Consider the following 19428-nt stretch of genomic DNA (forward strand, 5'->3'; position numbering starts at 1 on the left):
ACGACTTGGCTGTATAGAGCCTGCTTTCCTTTAAATAAACAGCGGAATATTACAGTTAACAAAGGCATGAATAAATTGACCTTACGCGGTCAAACGAAAGTGAATGCCCAATGGCAACTGTATTGTTTAGTTCATAATATAGAAAGGCTGTAAAACACGATACATTAATAAAGGTAAGCTGCTACCTCTGCAAATAAGCCACTTAAACACCTGCAATCCCTTCCAAAATGCTAATTAAAACAACACCTAGTCCTCTTTTTATATTTTACGTAAAATCGAGGTAACCGATTGAATCAAAATAGGAACTCAGCTATGGTTAATGCATCAATAAAAATAAATTAAAAACGAGTTATTCTACAGGCTCGTTATGTTTACATTCGTAGCTTGATGGCTATGTTGATATCAAAGAGAGAAGTATGAAATTATTATATGTATTTATGTTATTTATCATTACTGGTAATTCACAGGCAGAAGAATTAAAAAAAATCGAAGCGCTTGGTGGAAAAGTGTCAATTCTTGCCCCACAAAACTTTGGGAAAATGCCTTCTGATATTCTAGAAATAAAATACCCGGCATCAAGAAGACCTAGTGAAGTATTAAGTGATAAAACGGGAGGTGTAACATTAGCCTTTAATCACACAAACAACGCAATGCAACCATCACAAGTTAAAGATGCTCACAAATCCATATCCAAAATGTTTCATAGCATGTACCCGTCAGCAACTTGGTTAAGAGATGAGGTAATTGTTCAAAATGGTAAAACCTTTATGGTTATGGAATTAATCACTCCCGCAATAGATACCAAAATCCATAACATTATGTACGGCACTTCTGTTGATGGGCGTTTTTTATTAGCGGCATTTAATACTACCACTGAACAGGCTGACGAGTGGTTACCTATAGGTAAGAGAATAATGACTTCACTGTCTATAAAGTAAACATAACACATATGAGCCTTAACTCTATCAATAGGCACTAGTATTTTATTTGACCGTTTTTATTCAGTGACGGTCAATTCTAAACCAATAAACAAATTCGTTTACTTCGTCTGTCGATGTGGCTGTTAAGCAAGTAGCTTATGGCAAATACATATAAGGGTCGCTGCGCAATAATCCTTACGTTATTAGCACAGCATTTACTTATACTCCTTTAAAGCGTAGCGCCTCTTAACCTATTTGTGAATAATTCAATTAAAAGTTTTTTGCACAAAGAGCAGAGAAAGAGAAGTAAATGAGGGTTATTTTAAAGGCTAATATCAGCATGCGTAAAACACGATGCATTAATAAAGGTAAGCCCTTATTACCTCAAATAAGCCACTCAAACACTTTTCAAAACGCCAATTAAAGCAACAGCAAATCCTGTTTTATATTTTATGTGAAAGTCAGTTGTCGATTGAATCAAAATAGGAACTCGGCTATGGTTTATGCATCAATAAAAATAAAAACGAGTAATTTTGCAGGCTCGTTAACCTTACTGAGATTATTTATCAGAATTATGCGAAATTTTTCTAAAATTCATCTACTAACAATACTTGTATTTGGGATATTGTCATTTAAAACACTTGCCCACGACCAACCAGGTGCCTACGAAATAATTAATCTTGCTGATGATTTTTACTCTGTATATCAGTCAAGCAAAAAGTTATCCCCTGAAAAGAGAGCAGAGCGGTTTTCACAATATTTTACCACTCAGTTTGAACCCTTTTATAGTAATAAGAACTTTGTTAAATCCATTGAAAGTTTCAGTGAGATAGAAAAAGTATACTTATTAAAAAGCAATCAGCTATCTAAGGATTTAAATGGCAGCATGAAGTCATTTATTGCTACTTTTGCAGATTTTAAATCTGAAACACCAATATATATACTTCATTCGCTCGGTAGGTTTAATGGTGCAACACGTGATTTGAAGGGTAAGTCTTACTTAATGTTTGGTGTAGATCTAATGGCTAAATACCATAACTGGAATAATGACACCCCATTTTTTCATCATGAGTTATTTCATGTCTATCATGAAAACTTTTTTCAATGTAATGATGAACTCTGGTGCTCGCTTTGGACTGAGGGCTTAGCAACGTACGTGTCACACCAGTTGAATTCGTCCGCGAGTAATGATGAATTGATGCTAAACATACCTGACAGTATGATTAAAAATGTCCGCTCTAGACTGCTTTATTCGCTTACTGATCTTAAGAGAAAGTTTTACTCCAAAAACCCTGAAATATATTCCTCATTCTTCAATTTCAGAAAGGATGAGACAAATTTGCCATATCGCAGAGGTTATTACTTAGGCTATATTTTAGTTAAAGAAATAGGCAAAGATTACAGTATAGAAGAGTTGGCTAAAATGGAGAAAAAGACCGTAGAGCTATTATTACTAAAAGAACTTGATTCATTTATTGAATCGGAAGGCTAACAAATAATTAAACTGGGACTTAAAACAGTTTATTTTCTTCGTTCCTCAAAATTTTAACAAACTATTTTAAGCTCGTTAATGTCGATATTGGTGCGTCAGGCTAGGCTTGATCCATCTTACATAGTGTAAGGCCCTGTCGGGTAAGGTTTAACCAACCACCTGTATTGAGTTTTGCGCATTTGGCGGAGTGCGGGATTAGCAATGGCTTTTCAGCTGTGAAGACTGCACCACACGAACAAGATTGGTGAAGCGTACACAGAGAATTATAGGCATAGGGATTATCGTGATTCTGAAGTGCTGGTATCGCTCCGATAAATATTAGATCTGACTGCCGAGGTTTGCAACCCCATCGAAGTCCATGCAAAACAGCCGTATTGGTAAGGCTATGGCGAGTCTGCGGGGTTTTAAAGCCGTGGCATGTATAAAGAGATGGTTTGAGATGTTATGGCTCTTTCATTAGGTAAGGAGTCAAGTCTGACTTATCCTGCCAAAATAAATTCATTCCAATCAATTATGCTGAATAATTTTAGCCTTGCTAATTTATCATCAACCTCCATATCTATAAAACCGTAAGATGGTTTTTTATGCCAACACGCGACAAAAAGGAGATAACAATCGTTCGACAAAAAAACAAACCTAGTTATATCGAGCCTGATGAATGTATCCAAGTTAGAGGTGCACGGGTTCACAACTTAAAAAACATCGATGTTGATTTGCCCCGTAATGCCTTGGTGGTTTTTACTGGTATTTCTGGCTCAGGAAAGTCGTCATTGGCCTTTGGCACTTTGTTTGCTGAATCTCAGCGTCGTTACCTAGATTCTGTTTCGCCTTATGCCCGTCGCTTGATTGATAAAGTAGAGGAGCCAGATGTTGATTCAATCGAAGGGTTACCGCCAGCAGTAGCACTGCAACAGCAGCGAGGAACTCCATCGGTGCGTTCATCTGTTGGTAGTGTTACCACGATTTCTAATGGCTTGCGCATGCTTTATTCCCGTGCAGGGCAATATCCAACAGGTCAAAATATACTTTACGCTGACGCCTTCTCGCCAAATACCCCAGAGGGCGCTTGTGAGCGATGCCATGGTATAGGTCGTGTATTTGAAGTGACAGAGAAGTCGTTGGTACCAGATGACAGCAAGACCATTAGGGAACGCGCTATCGCGGCATGGCCGCCAGCATGGCAAGGGCAAAACTTATTGCGTATTTTGATTGCATTGGGCTATGAAGTTGATACTCCCTGGAAAAAATTGCCGCAAAAAACGCGGGATTGGATCTTGTTTACCGATGAAACCCCTGAAGTGCCGGTTTATCGAGACTACAATATTAGCCAAATACGAGAGGCAATTGATAAAGGGGAAAAGCCCAATTACATGGGGACCTATACAAGCGCCAAGCGTTTTATTTTGCAGTCGTTTGCTACTACGCAAAGCCCGCGTACCAAAAAGCGGGTGTCGCAGTTTATGCAGATTTCTCAATGCCCCGAATGTCAGGGAAAAAAACTCAAACAAGCGTCACTGTCGGTTAAATTTGCTGGACTTGATATTGGTGAATTGTCGCAATTGACGCTGACTGAGTTGGCGTTGCGGTTAAAGGATACTGCTAATAGCAAGCCCGACGATAACACCGCTAATCGAGAAAAAGCCATCGTCGCACAGCGTATTGCCAGCGATATCCTTACTCGTGTTGAAGCGCTTACTCGACTTGGTTTGGGTTATTTGTCGCTTGAACGTGGTACGCCCACGTTATCTCCGGGCGAACTACAGCGCCTGCGCCTTGCAACGCAGATCCGCTCTCAATTATTTGGTGTCGTTTACGTATTAGACGAACCCTCAGCCGGTCTGCATCCCGCTGATACTCAAGCATTGCTAGGTGCCTTAGATGAATTAATCGCAGCGGGTAATTCAGTATTTGTGGTAGAGCATGATGTTAGCGTTATTCGCCATGCAGATTGGATTGTTGATGTAGGTCCCAATGCTGGAACCCATGGCGGAGAAATTATTTACAGTGGTCCGCTTGAGGGCTTACGCGAGGTAACCGAGTCTCACACTGGTCGATTTGTGTTTAATAAAGATGACAGTGCAGCACATAGGCCAAGACAGCCGAATGCTTGGCTCAAATTAGTTCAGGTTAAGCGAAACAACCTGAAGAATATCGACATTGAGTTTCCGCTAGGGCTTATGACTAGCGTTACCGGTGTATCGGGTTCAGGAAAATCGAGTTTAGTCAGTCAGGCGCTGGTGGAGCTTGTGTCTGATGCCCTTGGTCAGCAAAATACCGTCGAGGCACCCAATGATGAGACTGATTTACTTGAGGAAGAATTAGAAATCGCCACCAGCGGTAAAATTGTTGATGGCATACAGCACATCCGACGTTTAGTGACCGTGGATCAGAAAGCTATTGGCCGCACACCACGCTCAAACCTTGCCACTTACACCGGTTTGTTTGATCATGTACGTAAGCTATTCGCCGCCACACCCAAAGCAAAAGCGAGGCGCTACAACGCAGGGCGTTTTTCGTTTAATGTAGCTAAGGGGCGTTGTTCGAATTGTGAAGGTGTAGGATTTGTGAGTGTCGAATTGTTGTTTTTGCCTAGTGTTTATTCGCCTTGTCAGGTATGCCAAGGGCAGCGTTACAATGACGAAACGCTCGATATTACTTATCGAGATAAAAATATCGCTGAAGTGCTTAATTTAACCGTTGAAACTGCCCGTGAATTTTTTATGGATGAGCCTTTAATAGCGCGCGCTTTGGATGCCTTGTTGCAAGTGGGGCTCGGCTACTTAAGGCTTGGTCAGCCTGCTACCGAATTATCGGGCGGTGAAGCGCAACGGATAAAATTAGCTACTGAGTTGCAACGGGCGCAACGCGGTGACACCTTGTATATTCTCGATGAACCCACTAATGGCCTTCATCCCGCAGATGTTGCTATGTTGATGTTGCAATTAAATGGTCTGGTAGACGCAGGTAACACCGTAATCATGGTTGAACACGATATGCAGGTCGCGAGCCGTAGTGACTGGGTCATTGATATTGGTCCTGGTGCGGGCGATGAAGGTGGGAATATTGTTGCTCAAGGACCACCGGCCAATGTCGCTAAGTCAAAGGCCAGCCAAACAGCACCCTTTTTGTCGCCTTAGCATTAGCCTGACTTTAGGTTATCGACGTTTTTCTTTACTTAAGTTGGTGATTAATTGCGATGTTGCGCTGCCCCGTATACCACCATAAATAGGCATGGTGTTTTCGGGGGGGCGCTGGACGCGACAGCAAAGTGGGTATTATCAGTCAAAATACCATGGTTGGGGTTAAAACCTAACCAACCTGTACCAGGTAAAAAACCTCTGCCAAGCGTGCAGTTCATCGAAGGGGTTTCCATATCAAAATAGAAATAGCCGCTGACAAAACGCACGGCAATGCCAAAATGGCGCAGCAGATTAATTTGCATCTAAGACAATTCACTACAAGATCCTTTGTTAATTTTAAAGGTTTTATTAGCGGGTAATGGTGGGCTATCTTCGCGATATTCAATACTAAAATCTTGGTGTATCTAGGTGATATAGAGCTTGAACGTCTCACTAAAAATCAGTGATATCTACTCATTTAAAAACGTTGTGTGAGTGATGATATAAAAAGGGATGATTTTTAATCTAAAAGAGCAAGCTTGGTAACACAGTTTTGGTTGCTCAATAAAAGTGGCTGTCTAGTTTGATTTTTATGTTTTCTAAAAGAGTTGACTGAGACTATAACAACTAAAAGATAACCCACACTTACTATACAAAAAAGCTTCTGTACTAGTACAAAAGCTTTTCTGATTAAGATAAATTGAATCGACCTAAGCTGAAAATTCGATAAAGGTTTATCAAGCAAGATTTAATCATTATGGGGTGAGTTGGTCACAGATTTCAAATGTGTGCTCAACAACATCATTTGAGTTAGCACGTAAATCTAATTGCCATTCTTCCTTATGATCATAATCTCCTTTTTCGGTGTTTTTTATCCAAGTAACAGGATAATCATCTGGTTCTACACGATATAAAAAAGGTGCAAGTATTGAAAAATCTTTGGTTTTGCCAATAGTGATTGTTTGATTGTCAGAAACGGACTGATCTAATTCTCCCCCTTCTAACGTGAAATCTAATGAGTTAAATTTAAGCTCAAGCTCAGTAGGGCCGCTATACCCTTCACAAGCTGTCAAACCAATACGGACATTTTGCTTAATAAGTGCTGTTTTTGTACCTAAATCAATAGTGAAGTGGTTGGTAGTTACCTGCTGCTCTCTCACAACGGTAGCAGATGTAAATGGAGAGCTAAAACCCATAATGCTAAATTTCTTCTCTACTCCTACGCCTATTACTGCTTGATAATAGCCATTATCATCCGTAGAGAAATATAAACTGTCTATTATTGCTTCACTTGAAAACAGATCGACATTAGCAAGGCCGCGCCCTAAAGCATCAACCAGACGACCGCTAACACTACCAAGCCAGCTAACATCATGCAGAGAAACAGCAATTAAAATCTGCTTTACAACCGTATTACCCGCATCGTCCGTTACACTAACCGAAGCAGTATAAGTACCAAGGGTTAGTGGCGTAAATGAGGTTATCGCTTCAGTGGTATTTGCTAGAATTGAATTACTAAGTCTTGGTTTACTCAACAATAAGCAAGACAATAAGCAAGACACTCAGCCTAAAATTTGGTCATTGTATTTCCCTGTGTGTACGCCGTACTGTTTTATGCGGTGAAGACCGTTTTACAGGTCAGTCCTACGAGCACCGCAGAGGCTGGGTAAAAGATAAACTATTCGAATTGGCTAAGTAAGGTAGTTGCATTGATGTGTGTGCGTATGCAGTGATGAGTAATCACACGCATTTAGCACTTAAGTTGATGATAAAAAACAAATAGACTTAATGACAAAGCTATAATTCTACGCTGGCATAAGCTGTGTAAAGCTACGTTATTGACGAAAAAGTATTTGCAAGATGTAAAATTGTGTAAAACAGAGCTCACCTTTTTGAATCAAACGATTGAGCAATACCACGAGCGTTTAAGTAGCATTAGCTGATTTATGCGCTTATTAATTTTAAGTTATTTATATTTTTAAGTGTCTGTTTTTTCAAAATGCGCAATTAGGCGCTCGAGTAACTTTCTAATCGCGATAGATTGATGTTTGCGAGAACGGTATATGGCGTAAATACCTAAGGACGCTGGCTCATAGTTGGGGAGCACATGAACCAGCTTTTTATCATTGATCAACTGTTGTACGGCATGTTTAGGTTGCAAAGAGATACCGCGTCCTTTGAGTGCTGATTGAAGTAAGAGCATTGATTCATTCGCACTGAAGTTGCCGGCGACTGAAGTAACAACCGCGAGTTCTTCTTTGCTGAAATGCCACAAACTTTTTCCAAAATTAGAATAAATTAAGCAATTATGTTTGGCCAAATCATCAGGGTAAACAGGGTAACCAAAACGATTTAGGTAATCTTCGGTGGCGCATAACACTGAGCGGCAACGACCCAGCGGGCGTGCAATGATATTGGGGTCTAAGTCGTTGGTAATACGTATTGCTAGATCGATTCTATCTTCAACTAAATTAGTTACTTGGTTACTGATATGAATATCTATATGTACTTTGGGATACTCATCTAAAAACTGATCAATTACTGCTGGCAATAAATTAGCGGCGACAAATTGAGAGCAAGAAATACGGATCGACCCTTCAGGTTGTGCGACATGATCTTGCTCTAAAGGGATAGACACTTGTTTGGCTAAATCTAATAACGACAGACAATTTACAAAAGCTTTTTCACCTGCGGCGGTGAGCGTGAGTTTACGCGTAGAGCGATGTAATAACTGACTATTCGCCCAACTTTCCATTTCGCTTAAGTACCTAGTTACCATCGAGCGCGACATATCTAACGAATGCGCTGCGCTGACCATACTACCTTGCTCGACAATTCTAACAAAGACTTGAGCTGCGGTGATCCTGTCCATTTTATTTCCTATATGTTCGATATATGCAATTAACTATTGCCTGTTGTGATGTTTATTGCAACATATTTGCAATTTATACTTGTTTCATAAATTTAATACTGCTGACAGGAAAATAAAATGAAGACCTTGCATTTCATTATGGATCCGCAGTGTGGTTGGTGTTATGCCGTCGCACCGCTGATTGATGAGCTCACTCAATTAACAACAATAGATATTAAGCTGTATGGCGGCGGCTTATTTTCAGGGGCTAATAAACGTCAGTTATCAGCTGATTTTCATCAGCAAATAATCGCCATGGATAACAGGATCACGAGTTTAACGGGGCAAGTATTTAGTCCAACTTATTATGAAACGTTATTAGATGATAAGCAGCGAATTTTAGATTCAGATACGCCGATCACGGCGCTATTAGCTGGTGGATCTTTAGGTCTTAATACTGTTGCCATGCTGCATAGAATGCAAGTTGATCAATTTGTACTTGGCCGTTCTCAGTCTGATATAGCTAATTTAGCTAACATAGCCACTCAACTTGGTGCTAGCTCTAGGGCTTTTTTAAATGCGTTTGACCTTTTTAGTGGCGAAAAAACGCAGCAGCAAATAATTAAAGCGCGGCAGATGTTGAATTTAGTTGGCGGTAGTGGGTTTCCAACACTTGCGTTTGAGCACAGCGATGGCGCATTTACTAAATTAGACCACTCGCGTTATTACGGTCAGCCACAGCAGTGGTTAGCTTATGTAAAACAATTAATTAATACGATTGATTAACCAATAATTTTACACGTTTAAAAACACCCAATTTACTCGCTAAATGAGCGACATTTTAGAGGCTACTATGACATTTTTATCTAAATTAATTCAGGCAAGCACGCTTGCTACAATGATGGCAGTATCTGCCAATGCGGTTAGTGCAACACTTGAAACCAGTGTGTTTAATCCACAACAAAAAAGCACGTTCCCAGTTAGTTCGGTGTTGATCAGCGGTCCAACCGAAGCGGTTTTAGTTGATGCGCAATTTCAGCGTAATGATGCACAATCAGTGGTTGAGTTGATTAAAAAATCAGGTAAAAAATTAACCACTATTTACATTAGTCATGGTGATCCTGACTATTATTTTGGCTTAGACGTGATCACCGAGGCCTATCCTGATGCTAAGGTATTATCAACTGCTAAAACCCGAGATTATATTAAAGCGTCAATGGCGCCTAAAAAGGCTTATTGGGGGCCAATTCTTAAAGAAAACGCACCGCAAAAACTAGTTTTGCCAGAAGTATTGCAAGGCGACACCTTATTGGTTGATGGTGAAAAAGTGAATATTGTTGGTCTTGACGGTCATGATCCAAAACATACTTTTGTATGGATCCCTTCGACTAAAACTATGTTGGGTGGTGTTGTGGTATTTAACAACATGCATGTTTTTTTAGCAGATACGCAAACACCTGAATCACGTCAAAGTTGGTATAAAACCCTTGATGTTATTAAGCAGCTGCATCCTAAAACTGTGATCTCTGGTCATATGTTAGGTGATAAGCCATTGACTATTGAAGCGGTGCACTTTACTCGCAAATACATTCAAGACTTTGAAGCTGCAGCCAAGTCTTCAGCTAATTCAAGTGAATTGATGAGTAAAATGAAAGCAAGCTATCCAAATATTGGCGGCGATAGCGTATTGGCGTTAAGTGCCAAAGTTATTATGGGCGAGATGCCTTGGGGCTAATTACTACAGCTTAAATTTATTTAGGGCTTTTCAAGCTGCTTGCAGTTTGAAAGGTCTGTTCAACTCTTTGTACAGGCTTCATTTCATGGGGGAAATTCAGCGAGTAATCACGATAGTAATGGCTTTGGCTATGCTTCAAGCATGCAGTACCACTGCCAAAATATCGTCATTAGAACATTACAATAGTTTTAATCTGGAGACTAAATCGATGACCAATCTTGATATTGTAAAAAGTACTTATGAAGGTAAGACCTCAGAAGAAAACGGTAAAAACCTCAAGCGTTATATAACAAACGAAACACAATGGACGGAAGCCGCTGGTTTTCCATATGCCGGAACCTACCAAGGCTTTGATGAAATTGAAAAAAAAGTATTTGTACGGTTAGGCAGTGAATGGAATGGTTATAATTTTGCGGTAGAAGACTATGTTGCTGCTGGCGACAAGGTGTTTGCTTATGGTAGCTATAGCGGAACCAATAAAGCCACAGGCAAATTTTTTAAGGCCAGAGTCGCCCATTTATGGATACTCAAAGAGGGTAAGATCATCAGTTTTGAACAATTTGTTGATAGTAAAACCGTTAGCGATGTCATGTAAAAAAGTAGTTTTTTAATAACAACTACAAGTATGTTGTAGGTGCGCTTTTATTTCGTACTCTCGTGCATAAAAAAAGCGTTGCCAATAGGCAACGCTTAAGTTCAACTCTGTAGCACCTAGCACCTAGCACCTAGCACCTAGCACCTAGCACCTAGCACCTAGCACCGATTATTTAGTCAAATAATCCAGCACCACTTGATGATGGTCTTTGGTTTTAAATTTATCGAAAAAGTGCTTTATTGTTCCGTCTTGGCCGATCAAGAAGCTTAAACGGTGAATACCGTCGTACTCTTTACCCATAAACTTTTTGTAGCCCCATACGCCGAATGCTTCTGCAATCGCGTGATCTTCGTCTGAAAGTAGGTCAAAGTTTAATTCTTTTTTGGTTTCAAAGTTCTTTAATTTTTTTACCGGATCAGGGCTGATACCAACCACGCGGGTATTTAGCTGTGCTAACACGGCTTTTTCATCACGTAAGTTTTCAGCTTGCACGGTGCAACCAGGTGTTGATGCTTTTGGATAAAAGTACACTAATACTTGCTGCTCTTTTAATAGCTCTGCAAGGACGATTGTTTCGTCATCTTGATTTTGTAGGCTAAAAGCGGGTGCTTTGTCACCGGCTTGTAATGGATTAATTGTGTTCATGCTTTGCTCCTTAGCGAATGCGTCGAAATATGTAATCTACGTTTAGAGTACGCGACAGATCTTCAAATTGGACTTTAAACGTATCAATGTCAACCTCAACAGGAATGTTAAACTCCAGTTCACAGCGCATTTTTGTATCTTTTTCTTCGTCATAGGTATCTGACTTTAAAGAACAAATACTAATGTGGTTGTCGGCAAAAAAGCGGGTAACTTTACTTAACGTGCCTGGTGTGTCGATACCTGTATATTCGAGGGTGTAGCCGGCACAAAATTCACTTTGAGTATGACTGGCTGTCCGCTTCATCATAGTGAGTAAGCCCAGCTCCATGCCTTTGAGGGGCAGGGTGTGTTCAATGCGGCTGATTGCCGACATATCACCTGATAACAGCATAATAAATGTAAATTCATTGCCTAAGATGGCAATGCGACTATCAATAATATTACAGTGACAGTCACTGACTAATTGGGTTAATTCACTGACAATACCAGGGCGATCATCGCCAATAGCAGTTAAAACGATCTGATGATTTGAAAAAGCAGTCATGAATTCAAGTACCTAGGTTATATTATTAATAACAATCAGAGTAAGCTGAGCCGGCAATTACCACCACACGGCGGCGAAGTTTAACACAAAACAATCGCTAAACTACAGGCCGAGATAATTAAGCTGTTATTAAAGCACGGTGTTTCTTGTTTTTAGTGGCATGGGAAAGTACCATAGTTAAAATTTTGCATATAGACTGGCTTACATTTACGTTTAGCCGTGCCCTAAAGTAACGGGGTTTGCATAAAAACAAGATACGTAAAGTTAATATTGGCTTTACACTGAACCAAATCGGCATAACCCACTCATATATTTGTTAAAACAATTAAGGGTATGCTAAGGAGAATTATCTGTGCAGTATTGGATCCCAAAAGCGCTTGCTGTAAGCGTATTGGTTAGCTTGTCAGGATGTGGTGTGTTCACTGACGAAGCGCATCAAAAACGTAATTACCGTGCCAGTGAGCCGGTACAAGTGCCAGGACAATTGGCTCAGCCAGCTTTAGACCCCATTTATAAAATGGATGTGGCAGAATATAATAATGATCCGGATTCAACAAACTATCGTCCCCCAGCACAAGTATTAACTGTGGCAAAAGGCAGTTGGGTTGAAGAAGGTGATAAACAAGCACGCGTTTATTTTGATAAAAACGATGGTATTGCAAATTTAGATGAGTTTATTTGGGATTCAGTACACGCTGTGTTAACTGAGCATCAAACAAAGGCAATCAAACAAGATAAGTCATTAGGTTCGATTGAAACTGACTGGTATGCGATTATCAAACCCGAGGAAGGTTGGTTGTGGAATAGCGATACCGCTGTATCTGAGCAACGTTTTATTTTTACTATTGAAGAGAAGTCACATCAGCGTACTGCTTCGTTAAGCGCTAAGCTAGCGGAATACAATAGTAAAGATGTGCCATTGACGCCAATTTTGCAACAGCAACTAGAAGTGCGTGCACTAAATCAAGTTGTGGCTGAATTTGATTATCGTTATCGTCAACTTGAAGTTGAAATTCGCAAACAACATGGCATTATTTCGTTGGAAATGGGCTTTGACAATAAAGGTAATGCGGCGCTGGTAACGGAACAGGATTACTCATTAATATTTGATCGTTTCTCAGGGTTCCTTGAGCGCTTGTCGTTTACGATTGTTGAAATTGACCAAGATCGTGGTTTGATCACAGCTGATTACAACAAACCTGAATCAAGTGTTTGGGATTCAATTTGGGGTGAAGAGCTTGCTGAATTACCGATTGAAAATGGCCAATATCAAATTTTAGTCAGTCGCACCAAAGAAGGTGGTACTAGCTTAACGTGGATGGACGATGAAGGCACAACGTTAGAGCCTGGTACGATGAATGACTTACAACAAGCGTTAGAAAGTGCTTTGCGTCAACGCGGTATTAAAATTTAATAATAAATAATAATAACACCACAAAAAGAGCTTTTGCTCTTTTTGTGGTTTTTACAGGTTGAAAACAATGTCTAATCTAACTTCCTCTCACCCGCAGTTTGACTTTAAGATATGGTTTAATTTTTTAGTTCCGTCTCTGATTGGGGTTCTCTTATTCATGACTCCAGTGCCAATGGACGGGGCAATGACTATTCCTATCGCTGTTATGGCAAAAGCGGTGCAAGCTCATATTACATCGTATGCCGATACGTTGATTACATTAATTATTTGTACTACAGGTGTTTTATCATTGATATTCAAGGTTTTTAAGCCTGCGGTATTAATGAAATCTACTATTTTAAAGCATCTTTTTGATGTGCATTGGCTTTGGCTAGTGATCCGTTTATTTGGTATGGCGTTTATTATCTTAACGGTTTTAAGCATTAATAATCCGGATTTTAAATCGACATTACCAGAGTTTTTAATTCCGCTTTTCGATGGTATTACATCAGGAAGTACCGGTGGCTTAGTGCTAAAAGATTTATTACCAGTGCTATTTTCGGTGTTTATTTTAGCGGGCTTATTACTGCCTTTATTGTTAAATTTTGGTTTGCTGGAGCTAGTAGGCACGTTATTAACTAGAGTAATGCGCCCGTTATTTGGCGTGCCAGGACGAAGTGCTGTTGATTGTGCAACCTCTTGGTTAGGCGATGGCAGTGTGGGTATTTTAATGACCGCGCGCCAATATGAAGAAAAGCATTACACTCAGCGTGAAGCTGCGATTATCGGTACTACATTCTCTGCGGTATCAATTACGTTTTGTTTGGTGGTATTAGGCCAAGTAGGACTAGAAAAATTATTTGCCCCATTTTATTTAACGGTTTGTTTAGCGGGAGTTGTTGCTGCGCTGATCGTGCCACGCATACCGCCATTGAGCTTTAAGAAAGATATATATATTGATGGTAGTCAGCCTGATCAGCACAAAGAGCGCGTGCCGCATGGCAAAAATGTGTTTAAACATGCCCTACATGTCGCGCTGCACAAAGCTAAAAACTCACCGGGCTTTGCAGGTACAATGAAAGAAGGCATTCACAACGCATTAGATATGGTGTTTGCAGTATTACCTGTAGTGATGGCTGTGGGCACATTCGCATTAATTATTGCTGAATATACGCCGATATTTGCTTATTTAGGTAAACCGTTCATCCCATTTTTAGAGTTATTACAAATACCAGAAGCAGAAGCTGCCGCGCAAACGATCATGGTTGGCTTTGCGGATATGTTTATTCCATCAATCTTAGCTGCTGGCACGATTGAAAGTGATGTTACTCGCTTTATTATTGCGGCAATGAGTGTAACCCAGTTAATTTACATGTCAGAAGTGGGCGCGCTTTTATTGGGTAGTAAAATCCCAGTAAATATATTTGAATTGTTTGTAATATTTATTCTCAGAACCTTGATCACGTTACCCGTTATTGCTCTGATGGCACATTGGTTGGTTGGCTGATTCTGCCTGTTTTTTATTTGCAAGAAGCCCTGATTAATCAGGGCTTTTTTATGGTTGTTTTAAAGTGGTTTATCAATCAATAAAATTGCTTGAGCGGCGGGCAGGGGTTTGGCTTTTAAGAAGCCTTGGCCAAAATCACATTGAGTTTTTTGCAATATGGCTAGTTGCTCTTGCGTTTCAATTCCTTCGGCTACAACATCTAACTTAAGTGATGATGCCAATGACAAAATGGCATCAACTAATGGCGTGGCGGTGTCTTTAAGACGGTCAATAAAGCTCTTATCAATTTTTAGCACATGAATTGGCAGTTGGTGTAAGTAACCCAAAGAAGAGTATCCGGTGCCAAAATCATCTAAACATAACTTTACTTTTAATGGCGCTAACCCTTCAATTATCTTGGTTGCTAATTCTAAGTTTTCGATCAAACCTGATTCGGTGATCTCTAAACATAAGGAGCCTAATGCTAGCTCATATTTATTATAAATAGCATGAATTTGCGAGATAAAGTCTACACTTGCAAAGTGTCGTGAGGAAACATTCACCGTCACACGCAAGAAACGTTTACCTTGTTGTTGCCACGCAGCTATTTGTTTTCCTGCCAGATCTAATAAATGCAGGTCGAGATTAATTATTTGCCCAGTGTTTTCTGCTATTGAAATAAAATCATTAGGTGAAACAAAGCCTTTGCGTGGGTGGTGCCAACGAACGAGCGCTTCAAAACCTACAACGTTACATTGCTGTATAGCAAAGATCGGCTGATAATATAACTCAAATTCATGATGCTCAATGCCATGTTGTAGATCATTTTCTATATCTGCGTGACTTTTAAGCTTTTTACGCATGGTGTTATTAAAAAACCTGACTTGGCCACGGCCTGTTGATTTAGCTTCGTACATTGCAGCATCTGCATGCTGTAATAACTGATAGGCTTTATCATTTTCGTTTTCGCAAAATGCAACGCCAATACTAGTAGAAGCTTGCAGTAAATGGCCATCAATATTAAGTGGTTTAGCGAGTACTTTTTTAATCCGCTTTAATGCATCATTAACTTGGTTTTTATGAGTGATGTTTTCCATAAAAATAGCAAACTCGTCACCACCGAGTCGTGCGAATGTATCGGTATTTCGAATTGTGCCTTTAATTAACTTACAAATGGCGATTAAAAAGTGATCGCCCACTTCATGCCCTAAAGAATCATTGATGCTTTTGAAGCGGTCGAAATCTAGATACAGCAACGCATGATATCGCCCTTTGGGTGTTCGAGTTAGCCGTAAGATGCCGTGCTTAATGCGGTCAATCAGTAAAGAGCGATTAGCAAGCCCAGTTAATTCATCATGCAAAGCGCGATGTTCAAGTGCTTGGCGAGATAGTTGTCTGTCGATAGCCATACTAATTTGGCGGCTGACATACGTCAGTAGAGCGCGGTCATGATCATTATAATGGTGAGTTTTATCGTAACTTTGTACTACGATCACACCACTTATATGTTCGCTTACTTTAAATGGAACACCAAGCCAAGATTCTGACTGGCGGCCTACCATTTTAAAATGGCCATCATTTATATGTTGTTGATATTCTTTTTTATTTAATAGTAATGGCTGTTCGGAATTTAAAAGGTAATAGGATGCGGTATGTTTTAGTTGCTCTTTTGATATTTTTTTATGAGCATTTGAACGTACTCCTTCCTCGACAATGTAAACAATATCGAGGATATCGATATTTTTGTTGTATAGCCCTACCAAAAAGTTATCAGCGCGTAGCAAGTTGGTCATAATGCCATGCAATGCTTCTAAAAAAGTATCTAAGTCATTGGCTTGATAGGTTAAATTTGCTATTTGTAAGAGCGTTCCTTCTAGCTTTTGTGCAGCATTTAATTTACTCACCGTTTGTTGCAAGTTCTCAACAGTATTGACCTGATTTATTTTGGCACTGAGTAAATGCGCAACGGTGGTTAAAATTTCAAGATGGGCATCACTAAAATAGTTACGCACCGGGTGCTCGCAGTCTATAACTCCTAAAACCTGCTGCTTATAAACTAATGGTACGCATAGTTCAGACATTGCAGGGCGTACATCTGCGATATAACGGCTATCAGTACTGACATCACCAATGATAACAGCGCGACTTGTAGAAGCAACATAACCAGTAATGCCTTGATTAAATGCGATAGTTTTTCGTTCTACGGCATAGTTACTATCTGCAGGTGACACTCCCATTGATGCGACTTCATGTAAGGTTGTAGCACTTTCATCGGCAATATAAATAACACAATCGACAAAGCCTAACCGCTTAACTACTTCAGTGGTCACGTAGTCGAATAATTCATCGAGTTTATCTAACTGTAATAAGCTTGAAGAAAACTGATTAATAATACTCAGTTGCTCGGTTTTTGCATCAAGCGCTGAAGATAAGTCTACTTTATTCTGCATATGCCACGCGTGAATATACCGTTTTGTGTCATTGATATACTTATAGATTAACGGAATGTTAACGTTTAGACAAAGAATAAATAAAATTAACGAGGTATGTTTGTAAAGGTAAACGCACGCCAAACGATTGATGAACCAGTGTTTTCATTCTATCTGTTGATAAAAAGCATCAGGAAAAACCGCAATAAAATCTTTACTCAGATAGGGCATATGCATATGATCAACTAAATTCAGCCGAGGAAACAAGTAATGACAAAGCAAGCCTTCGACACTCAGTCAACGTTAACTATCACTCGTCCAGATGACTGGCATGTTCATTTACGTGATGGGGATCAACTAAAAGATACAGTGCGTGATATTAGCCGCTATATGGGACGCGCTATTATTATGCCAAACTTAGTTCCTCCGGCAACCTGTACTGAAACTGCTTTAGCGTATCGCGACCGTATTATGGCGGCAGGGCCACAAGGAAATTTTGAGCCATTAATGGTGCTTTATCTAACAGATAATACGAGCGCGGATGAGATTAAAAAAGCACATGCAACTGGTAAAATTGTTGCTGCTAAAGTGTATCCAGCAGGTGCGACAACAAATTCTGATTCTGGTGTAACATCAATTAAAAAGATTTACCCAGCATTAAAAGCCATGCAAGAAGTCGGTATGTTATTGCTGATCCATGGTGAAGTGACAGATTCATCGATTGATATATTTGATCGTGAAAAAGTATTCTTAGAAACTATTTTAGTGGATGTTGTACAAGACTTCCCAGATTTAAAAATTGTGCTTGAACACATCACCACTAAAGATGCCGTTGATTTTGTAAATAATGCCTCTGATAATGTGGCTGCAACCATTACTGCACATCATTTATTGTATAACCGTAATCATATGTTAGCGGGAGGGATCCGCCCACATTACTACTGTTTACCAATATTAAAGCGTAATACACACCAACAAGCACTTATTAGTGCTGCGACCAGTGGCAGTGCTAAGTTTTTCTTAGGTACAGATTCGGCGCCGCATTATAAAGATAAAAAAGAAGCCGCATGTGGATGTGCCGGTGCATACACCGCTCATGCTGCACTTGAGTTATACGCTGAAGCATTTGAGGAGGCCGGAGCGCTTGATAAGCTTGAAGGCTTTGCAAGTCATTTTGGTCCAGACTTTTATGGTTTAGCACGTAATGCAGATACTGTTACCCTTATAAAGCAACCATGGACAGTGCCAGCAAGTTACCCATTAGGAAATGATCACGTGGTGCCAATTAAAGCCGAAAGTACAATTGATTGGCTGATCAAATAACCATAGAGTAAGTAAAGCACAGCTGAGAAAGGTGTGCTTTTTGTATTAAAATTAATCACTTGAACAGTTTTATTGAGTTGATGTTAAAAGCATTAAAATAATTCTGAATTAATAGAGCTAAAACAATTATATTGTGTTAACCTTAACTTGCTTTGAGTTTTTGCGTATTGAATTTTTTGGTTAATGTGCGGCGTGTAAGGTTTCCGGTTAATGGTTATTACTTCTTCCTGTACTTTATCCCAGCGATTTATTGGGCATTCACTCAGGGAGGATATAGCCAATCTGGCTGAATTTTAATTATTGACTTACAGGAAAATTTGGTATGTCAAACACGGTTACTGGTAAAGTTAAGTTCTTCAACGAAGCTAAAGGTTTCGGTTTTATTGAACAAGAAAATGGTCCTGACGTATTCGTACATTTCAGCGCTATTACAGGCTCAGGTTTTCGCACTCTAAGCGAAGGCCAACAAGTGTCTTTCGGCATCAAGCAAGGCCAAAAAGGCCCTGAAGCTGAGAACGTAGAATTAGCATAATTTTTATTATGTGAACCTAGGTTCAACTTGGTGAAACAGGACTCTGTTTCACCATAATTTCCCCCTCATCAAATTCTTTTTTAAAATAAACTTTCTACCGCTACTTTTTAAATTCAATAAATATACACTAAATTCTGAATGCTATTTCACTAGACCAAATGCTGCTCAATACAAGCGGTGTACATCTTTGCGTCCCTCAATAAACTTTTTATACCAACTGTATACAGTTAGTCAGCTACTCAACACCAATAACGATGATGTTTTTAATTAATACCAATCGACTTAAATATTTAACCATTCTAGCGAGCTAAATAAAGCGCTAACTGCGTTATAATTTTTTCAAGTAGAACAATTACATGTCAAA

At 39.7% G+C, this 19428-nt stretch carries 16 protein-coding genes and 2 pseudogenes; 12 read left to right on the plus strand and 6 right to left on the minus strand.

Annotation, left to right across the window (positions count from 1 at the left end; all coding sequences use genetic code 11):
• The 4 genes and pseudogenes from H5183_RS21965 to H5183_RS13115 all read left to right on the plus strand — a co-directional run.
• Positions 1-153 (plus strand): annotated as a pseudogene (locus H5183_RS21965) (transposase); the annotation flags it as partial.
• A 263-nt stretch (positions 154-416) separates the two neighbouring features.
• Positions 417-938, plus strand: a complete 522-nt coding sequence (locus tag H5183_RS13105; protein ID WP_145241529.1) for a hypothetical protein — start codon at positions 417-419, stop codon at positions 936-938.
• A gap of 478 nt (positions 939-1416) precedes the next feature.
• Positions 1417-2412, plus strand: coding sequence for a DUF2268 domain-containing putative Zn-dependent protease (locus H5183_RS13110; protein ID WP_182731886.1), 996 nt, complete (start codon positions 1417-1419; stop codon positions 2410-2412).
• A 584-nt stretch (positions 2413-2996) separates the two neighbouring features.
• The gene (locus H5183_RS13115; RefSeq protein ID WP_182731887.1) at positions 2997-5549 is read left to right on the plus strand and encodes an excinuclease ABC subunit UvrA; all 2553 of its coding nucleotides are present in this window, start codon (positions 2997-2999) and stop codon (positions 5547-5549) included.
• Positions 5550-5599: 50 nt separating this feature from the next.
• Here H5183_RS13115 and H5183_RS13120 read toward each other — a convergent pair whose 3' ends face one another.
• Positions 5600-5854: a transglutaminase family protein gene (locus tag H5183_RS13120; RefSeq protein ID WP_182731888.1), complete on the minus strand. Its 255-nt coding sequence runs from the start codon at positions 5852-5854 to the stop codon at positions 5600-5602.
• Between the two features lie 432 nt (positions 5855-6286).
• Positions 6287-7066, minus strand: coding sequence for a hypothetical protein (locus H5183_RS13125; protein WP_182731889.1), 780 nt, complete (start codon positions 7064-7066; stop codon positions 6287-6289).
• Positions 7067-7068: 2 nt separating this feature from the next.
• On the opposite strand from H5183_RS13125, the pseudogene H5183_RS21970 reads away from it, so the two are divergent.
• Positions 7069-7471, plus strand: a pseudogene (locus H5183_RS21970) (transposase); the annotation flags it as partial.
• A 38-nt stretch (positions 7472-7509) separates the two neighbouring features.
• Here the strand turns inward: H5183_RS21970 and H5183_RS13130 are convergent.
• Positions 7510-8403 (minus strand): LysR family transcriptional regulator, encoded by an 894-nt coding sequence (locus H5183_RS13130; protein ID WP_145241538.1) that lies wholly within the window; start codon positions 8401-8403, stop codon positions 7510-7512.
• A gap of 117 nt (positions 8404-8520) precedes the next feature.
• Here H5183_RS13130 and H5183_RS13135 point away from each other — a divergent pair, with 117 nt between their 5' ends.
• The 3 genes from H5183_RS13135 to H5183_RS13145 all read left to right on the plus strand — a co-directional run bounded on the left by H5183_RS13135 (position 8521) and on the right by H5183_RS13145 (position 10712).
• Entirely contained in the window at positions 8521-9168 is a 648-nt protein-coding gene (locus H5183_RS13135; RefSeq protein WP_182731890.1) for a DsbA family protein, read from the plus strand.
• Between the two features lie 67 nt (positions 9169-9235).
• Entirely contained in the window at positions 9236-10117 is an 882-nt protein-coding gene (locus H5183_RS13140; protein WP_182731891.1) for an MBL fold metallo-hydrolase, read from the plus strand.
• 85 nt (positions 10118-10202) lie between these two features.
• A complete protein-coding gene (locus H5183_RS13145; protein WP_259397261.1) occupies positions 10203-10712 on the plus strand; it encodes a nuclear transport factor 2 family protein in 510 nt (169 codons plus the stop codon).
• 168 nt (positions 10713-10880) lie between these two features.
• Here H5183_RS13145 and bcp read toward each other — a convergent pair whose 3' ends face one another.
• Positions 10881-11357, minus strand: a complete 477-nt coding sequence (gene bcp, locus H5183_RS13150) for a thioredoxin-dependent thiol peroxidase (protein ID WP_145241547.1) — start codon at positions 11355-11357, stop codon at positions 10881-10883.
• Between the two features lie 10 nt (positions 11358-11367).
• Complete coding sequence (locus tag H5183_RS13155; RefSeq protein WP_145241549.1) at positions 11368-11901, minus strand: glycine cleavage system protein R; 534 nt, start codon at positions 11899-11901, stop codon at positions 11368-11370.
• Positions 11902-12253: 352 nt separating this feature from the next.
• On the opposite strand from H5183_RS13155, the gene bamC reads away from it, so the two are divergent.
• Together bamC and H5183_RS13165 are read left to right on the plus strand one after the other, a co-directional pair.
• Positions 12254-13315, plus strand: coding sequence for an outer membrane protein assembly factor BamC (bamC, locus tag H5183_RS13160; protein ID WP_182731892.1), 1062 nt, complete (start codon positions 12254-12256; stop codon positions 13313-13315).
• 67 nt (positions 13316-13382) lie between these two features.
• Positions 13383-14801, plus strand: coding sequence for a YjiH family protein (locus H5183_RS13165; RefSeq protein ID WP_182731893.1), 1419 nt, complete (start codon positions 13383-13385; stop codon positions 14799-14801).
• A 59-nt stretch (positions 14802-14860) separates the two neighbouring features.
• Here the strand turns inward: H5183_RS13165 and H5183_RS13170 are convergent, their stop codons facing one another.
• Positions 14861-17230: an EAL domain-containing protein gene (locus H5183_RS13170; protein ID WP_145241554.1), complete on the minus strand. Its 2370-nt coding sequence runs from the start codon at positions 17228-17230 to the stop codon at positions 14861-14863.
• A 249-nt stretch (positions 17231-17479) separates the two neighbouring features.
• Between H5183_RS13170 and pyrC the strand changes: the two genes are divergently transcribed.
• Positions 17480-18532: a dihydroorotase gene (gene pyrC / locus H5183_RS13175; protein ID WP_145241556.1), complete on the plus strand. Its 1053-nt coding sequence runs from the start codon at positions 17480-17482 to the stop codon at positions 18530-18532.
• Positions 18533-18854: 322 nt separating this feature from the next.
• Positions 18855-19064, plus strand: coding sequence for a cold-shock protein (locus H5183_RS13180; protein WP_145241558.1), 210 nt, complete (start codon positions 18855-18857; stop codon positions 19062-19064).
• Positions 19065-19428: the final 364 nt, after the last annotated feature.

It is taken from the genome of Pseudoalteromonas sp. SR44-8, assembly GCF_014163635.1.
Classification (GTDB): domain Bacteria; phylum Pseudomonadota; class Gammaproteobacteria; order Enterobacterales; family Alteromonadaceae; genus Pseudoalteromonas; species Pseudoalteromonas rhizosphaerae.

Excerpts from the sequence above, each read along its gene's own strand:
- H5183_RS13105 (WP_145241529.1), top strand. The coding sequence starts at position 417 with ATGAAATTATTATATGTATTTATGTTATTTATCATTACTGGTAATTCA.
- H5183_RS13110 (WP_182731886.1), top strand. The coding sequence starts at position 1,417 with ATGGTTTATGCATCAATAAAAATAAAAACGAGTAATTTTGCAGGCTCG.
- H5183_RS13115 (WP_182731887.1), top strand. The coding sequence starts at position 2,997 with ATGCCAACACGCGACAAAAAGGAGATAACAATCGTTCGACAAAAAAAC.
- H5183_RS13120 (WP_182731888.1), bottom strand. The coding sequence starts at position 5,854 with ATGCAAATTAATCTGCTGCGCCATTTTGGCATTGCCGTGCGTTTTGTC.
- H5183_RS13130 (WP_145241538.1), bottom strand. The coding sequence starts at position 8,403 with ATGGACAGGATCACCGCAGCTCAAGTCTTTGTTAGAATTGTCGAGCAA.
- H5183_RS13135 (WP_182731890.1), top strand. The coding sequence starts at position 8,521 with ATGAAGACCTTGCATTTCATTATGGATCCGCAGTGTGGTTGGTGTTAT.
- H5183_RS13140 (WP_182731891.1), top strand. The coding sequence starts at position 9,236 with ATGACATTTTTATCTAAATTAATTCAGGCAAGCACGCTTGCTACAATG.
- H5183_RS13145 (WP_259397261.1), top strand. The coding sequence starts at position 10,203 with ATGGGGGAAATTCAGCGAGTAATCACGATAGTAATGGCTTTGGCTATG.
- bcp (WP_145241547.1), bottom strand. The coding sequence starts at position 11,357 with ATGAACACAATTAATCCATTACAAGCCGGTGACAAAGCACCCGCTTTT.
- H5183_RS13155 (WP_145241549.1), bottom strand. The coding sequence starts at position 11,901 with ATGACTGCTTTTTCAAATCATCAGATCGTTTTAACTGCTATTGGCGAT.
- H5183_RS13165 (WP_182731893.1), top strand. The coding sequence starts at position 13,383 with ATGTCTAATCTAACTTCCTCTCACCCGCAGTTTGACTTTAAGATATGG.
- H5183_RS13170 (WP_145241554.1), bottom strand. The coding sequence starts at position 17,230 with ATGCAGAATAAAGTAGACTTATCTTCAGCGCTTGATGCAAAAACCGAG.
- pyrC (WP_145241556.1), top strand. The coding sequence starts at position 17,480 with ATGACAAAGCAAGCCTTCGACACTCAGTCAACGTTAACTATCACTCGT.
- H5183_RS13180 (WP_145241558.1), top strand. The coding sequence starts at position 18,855 with ATGTCAAACACGGTTACTGGTAAAGTTAAGTTCTTCAACGAAGCTAAA.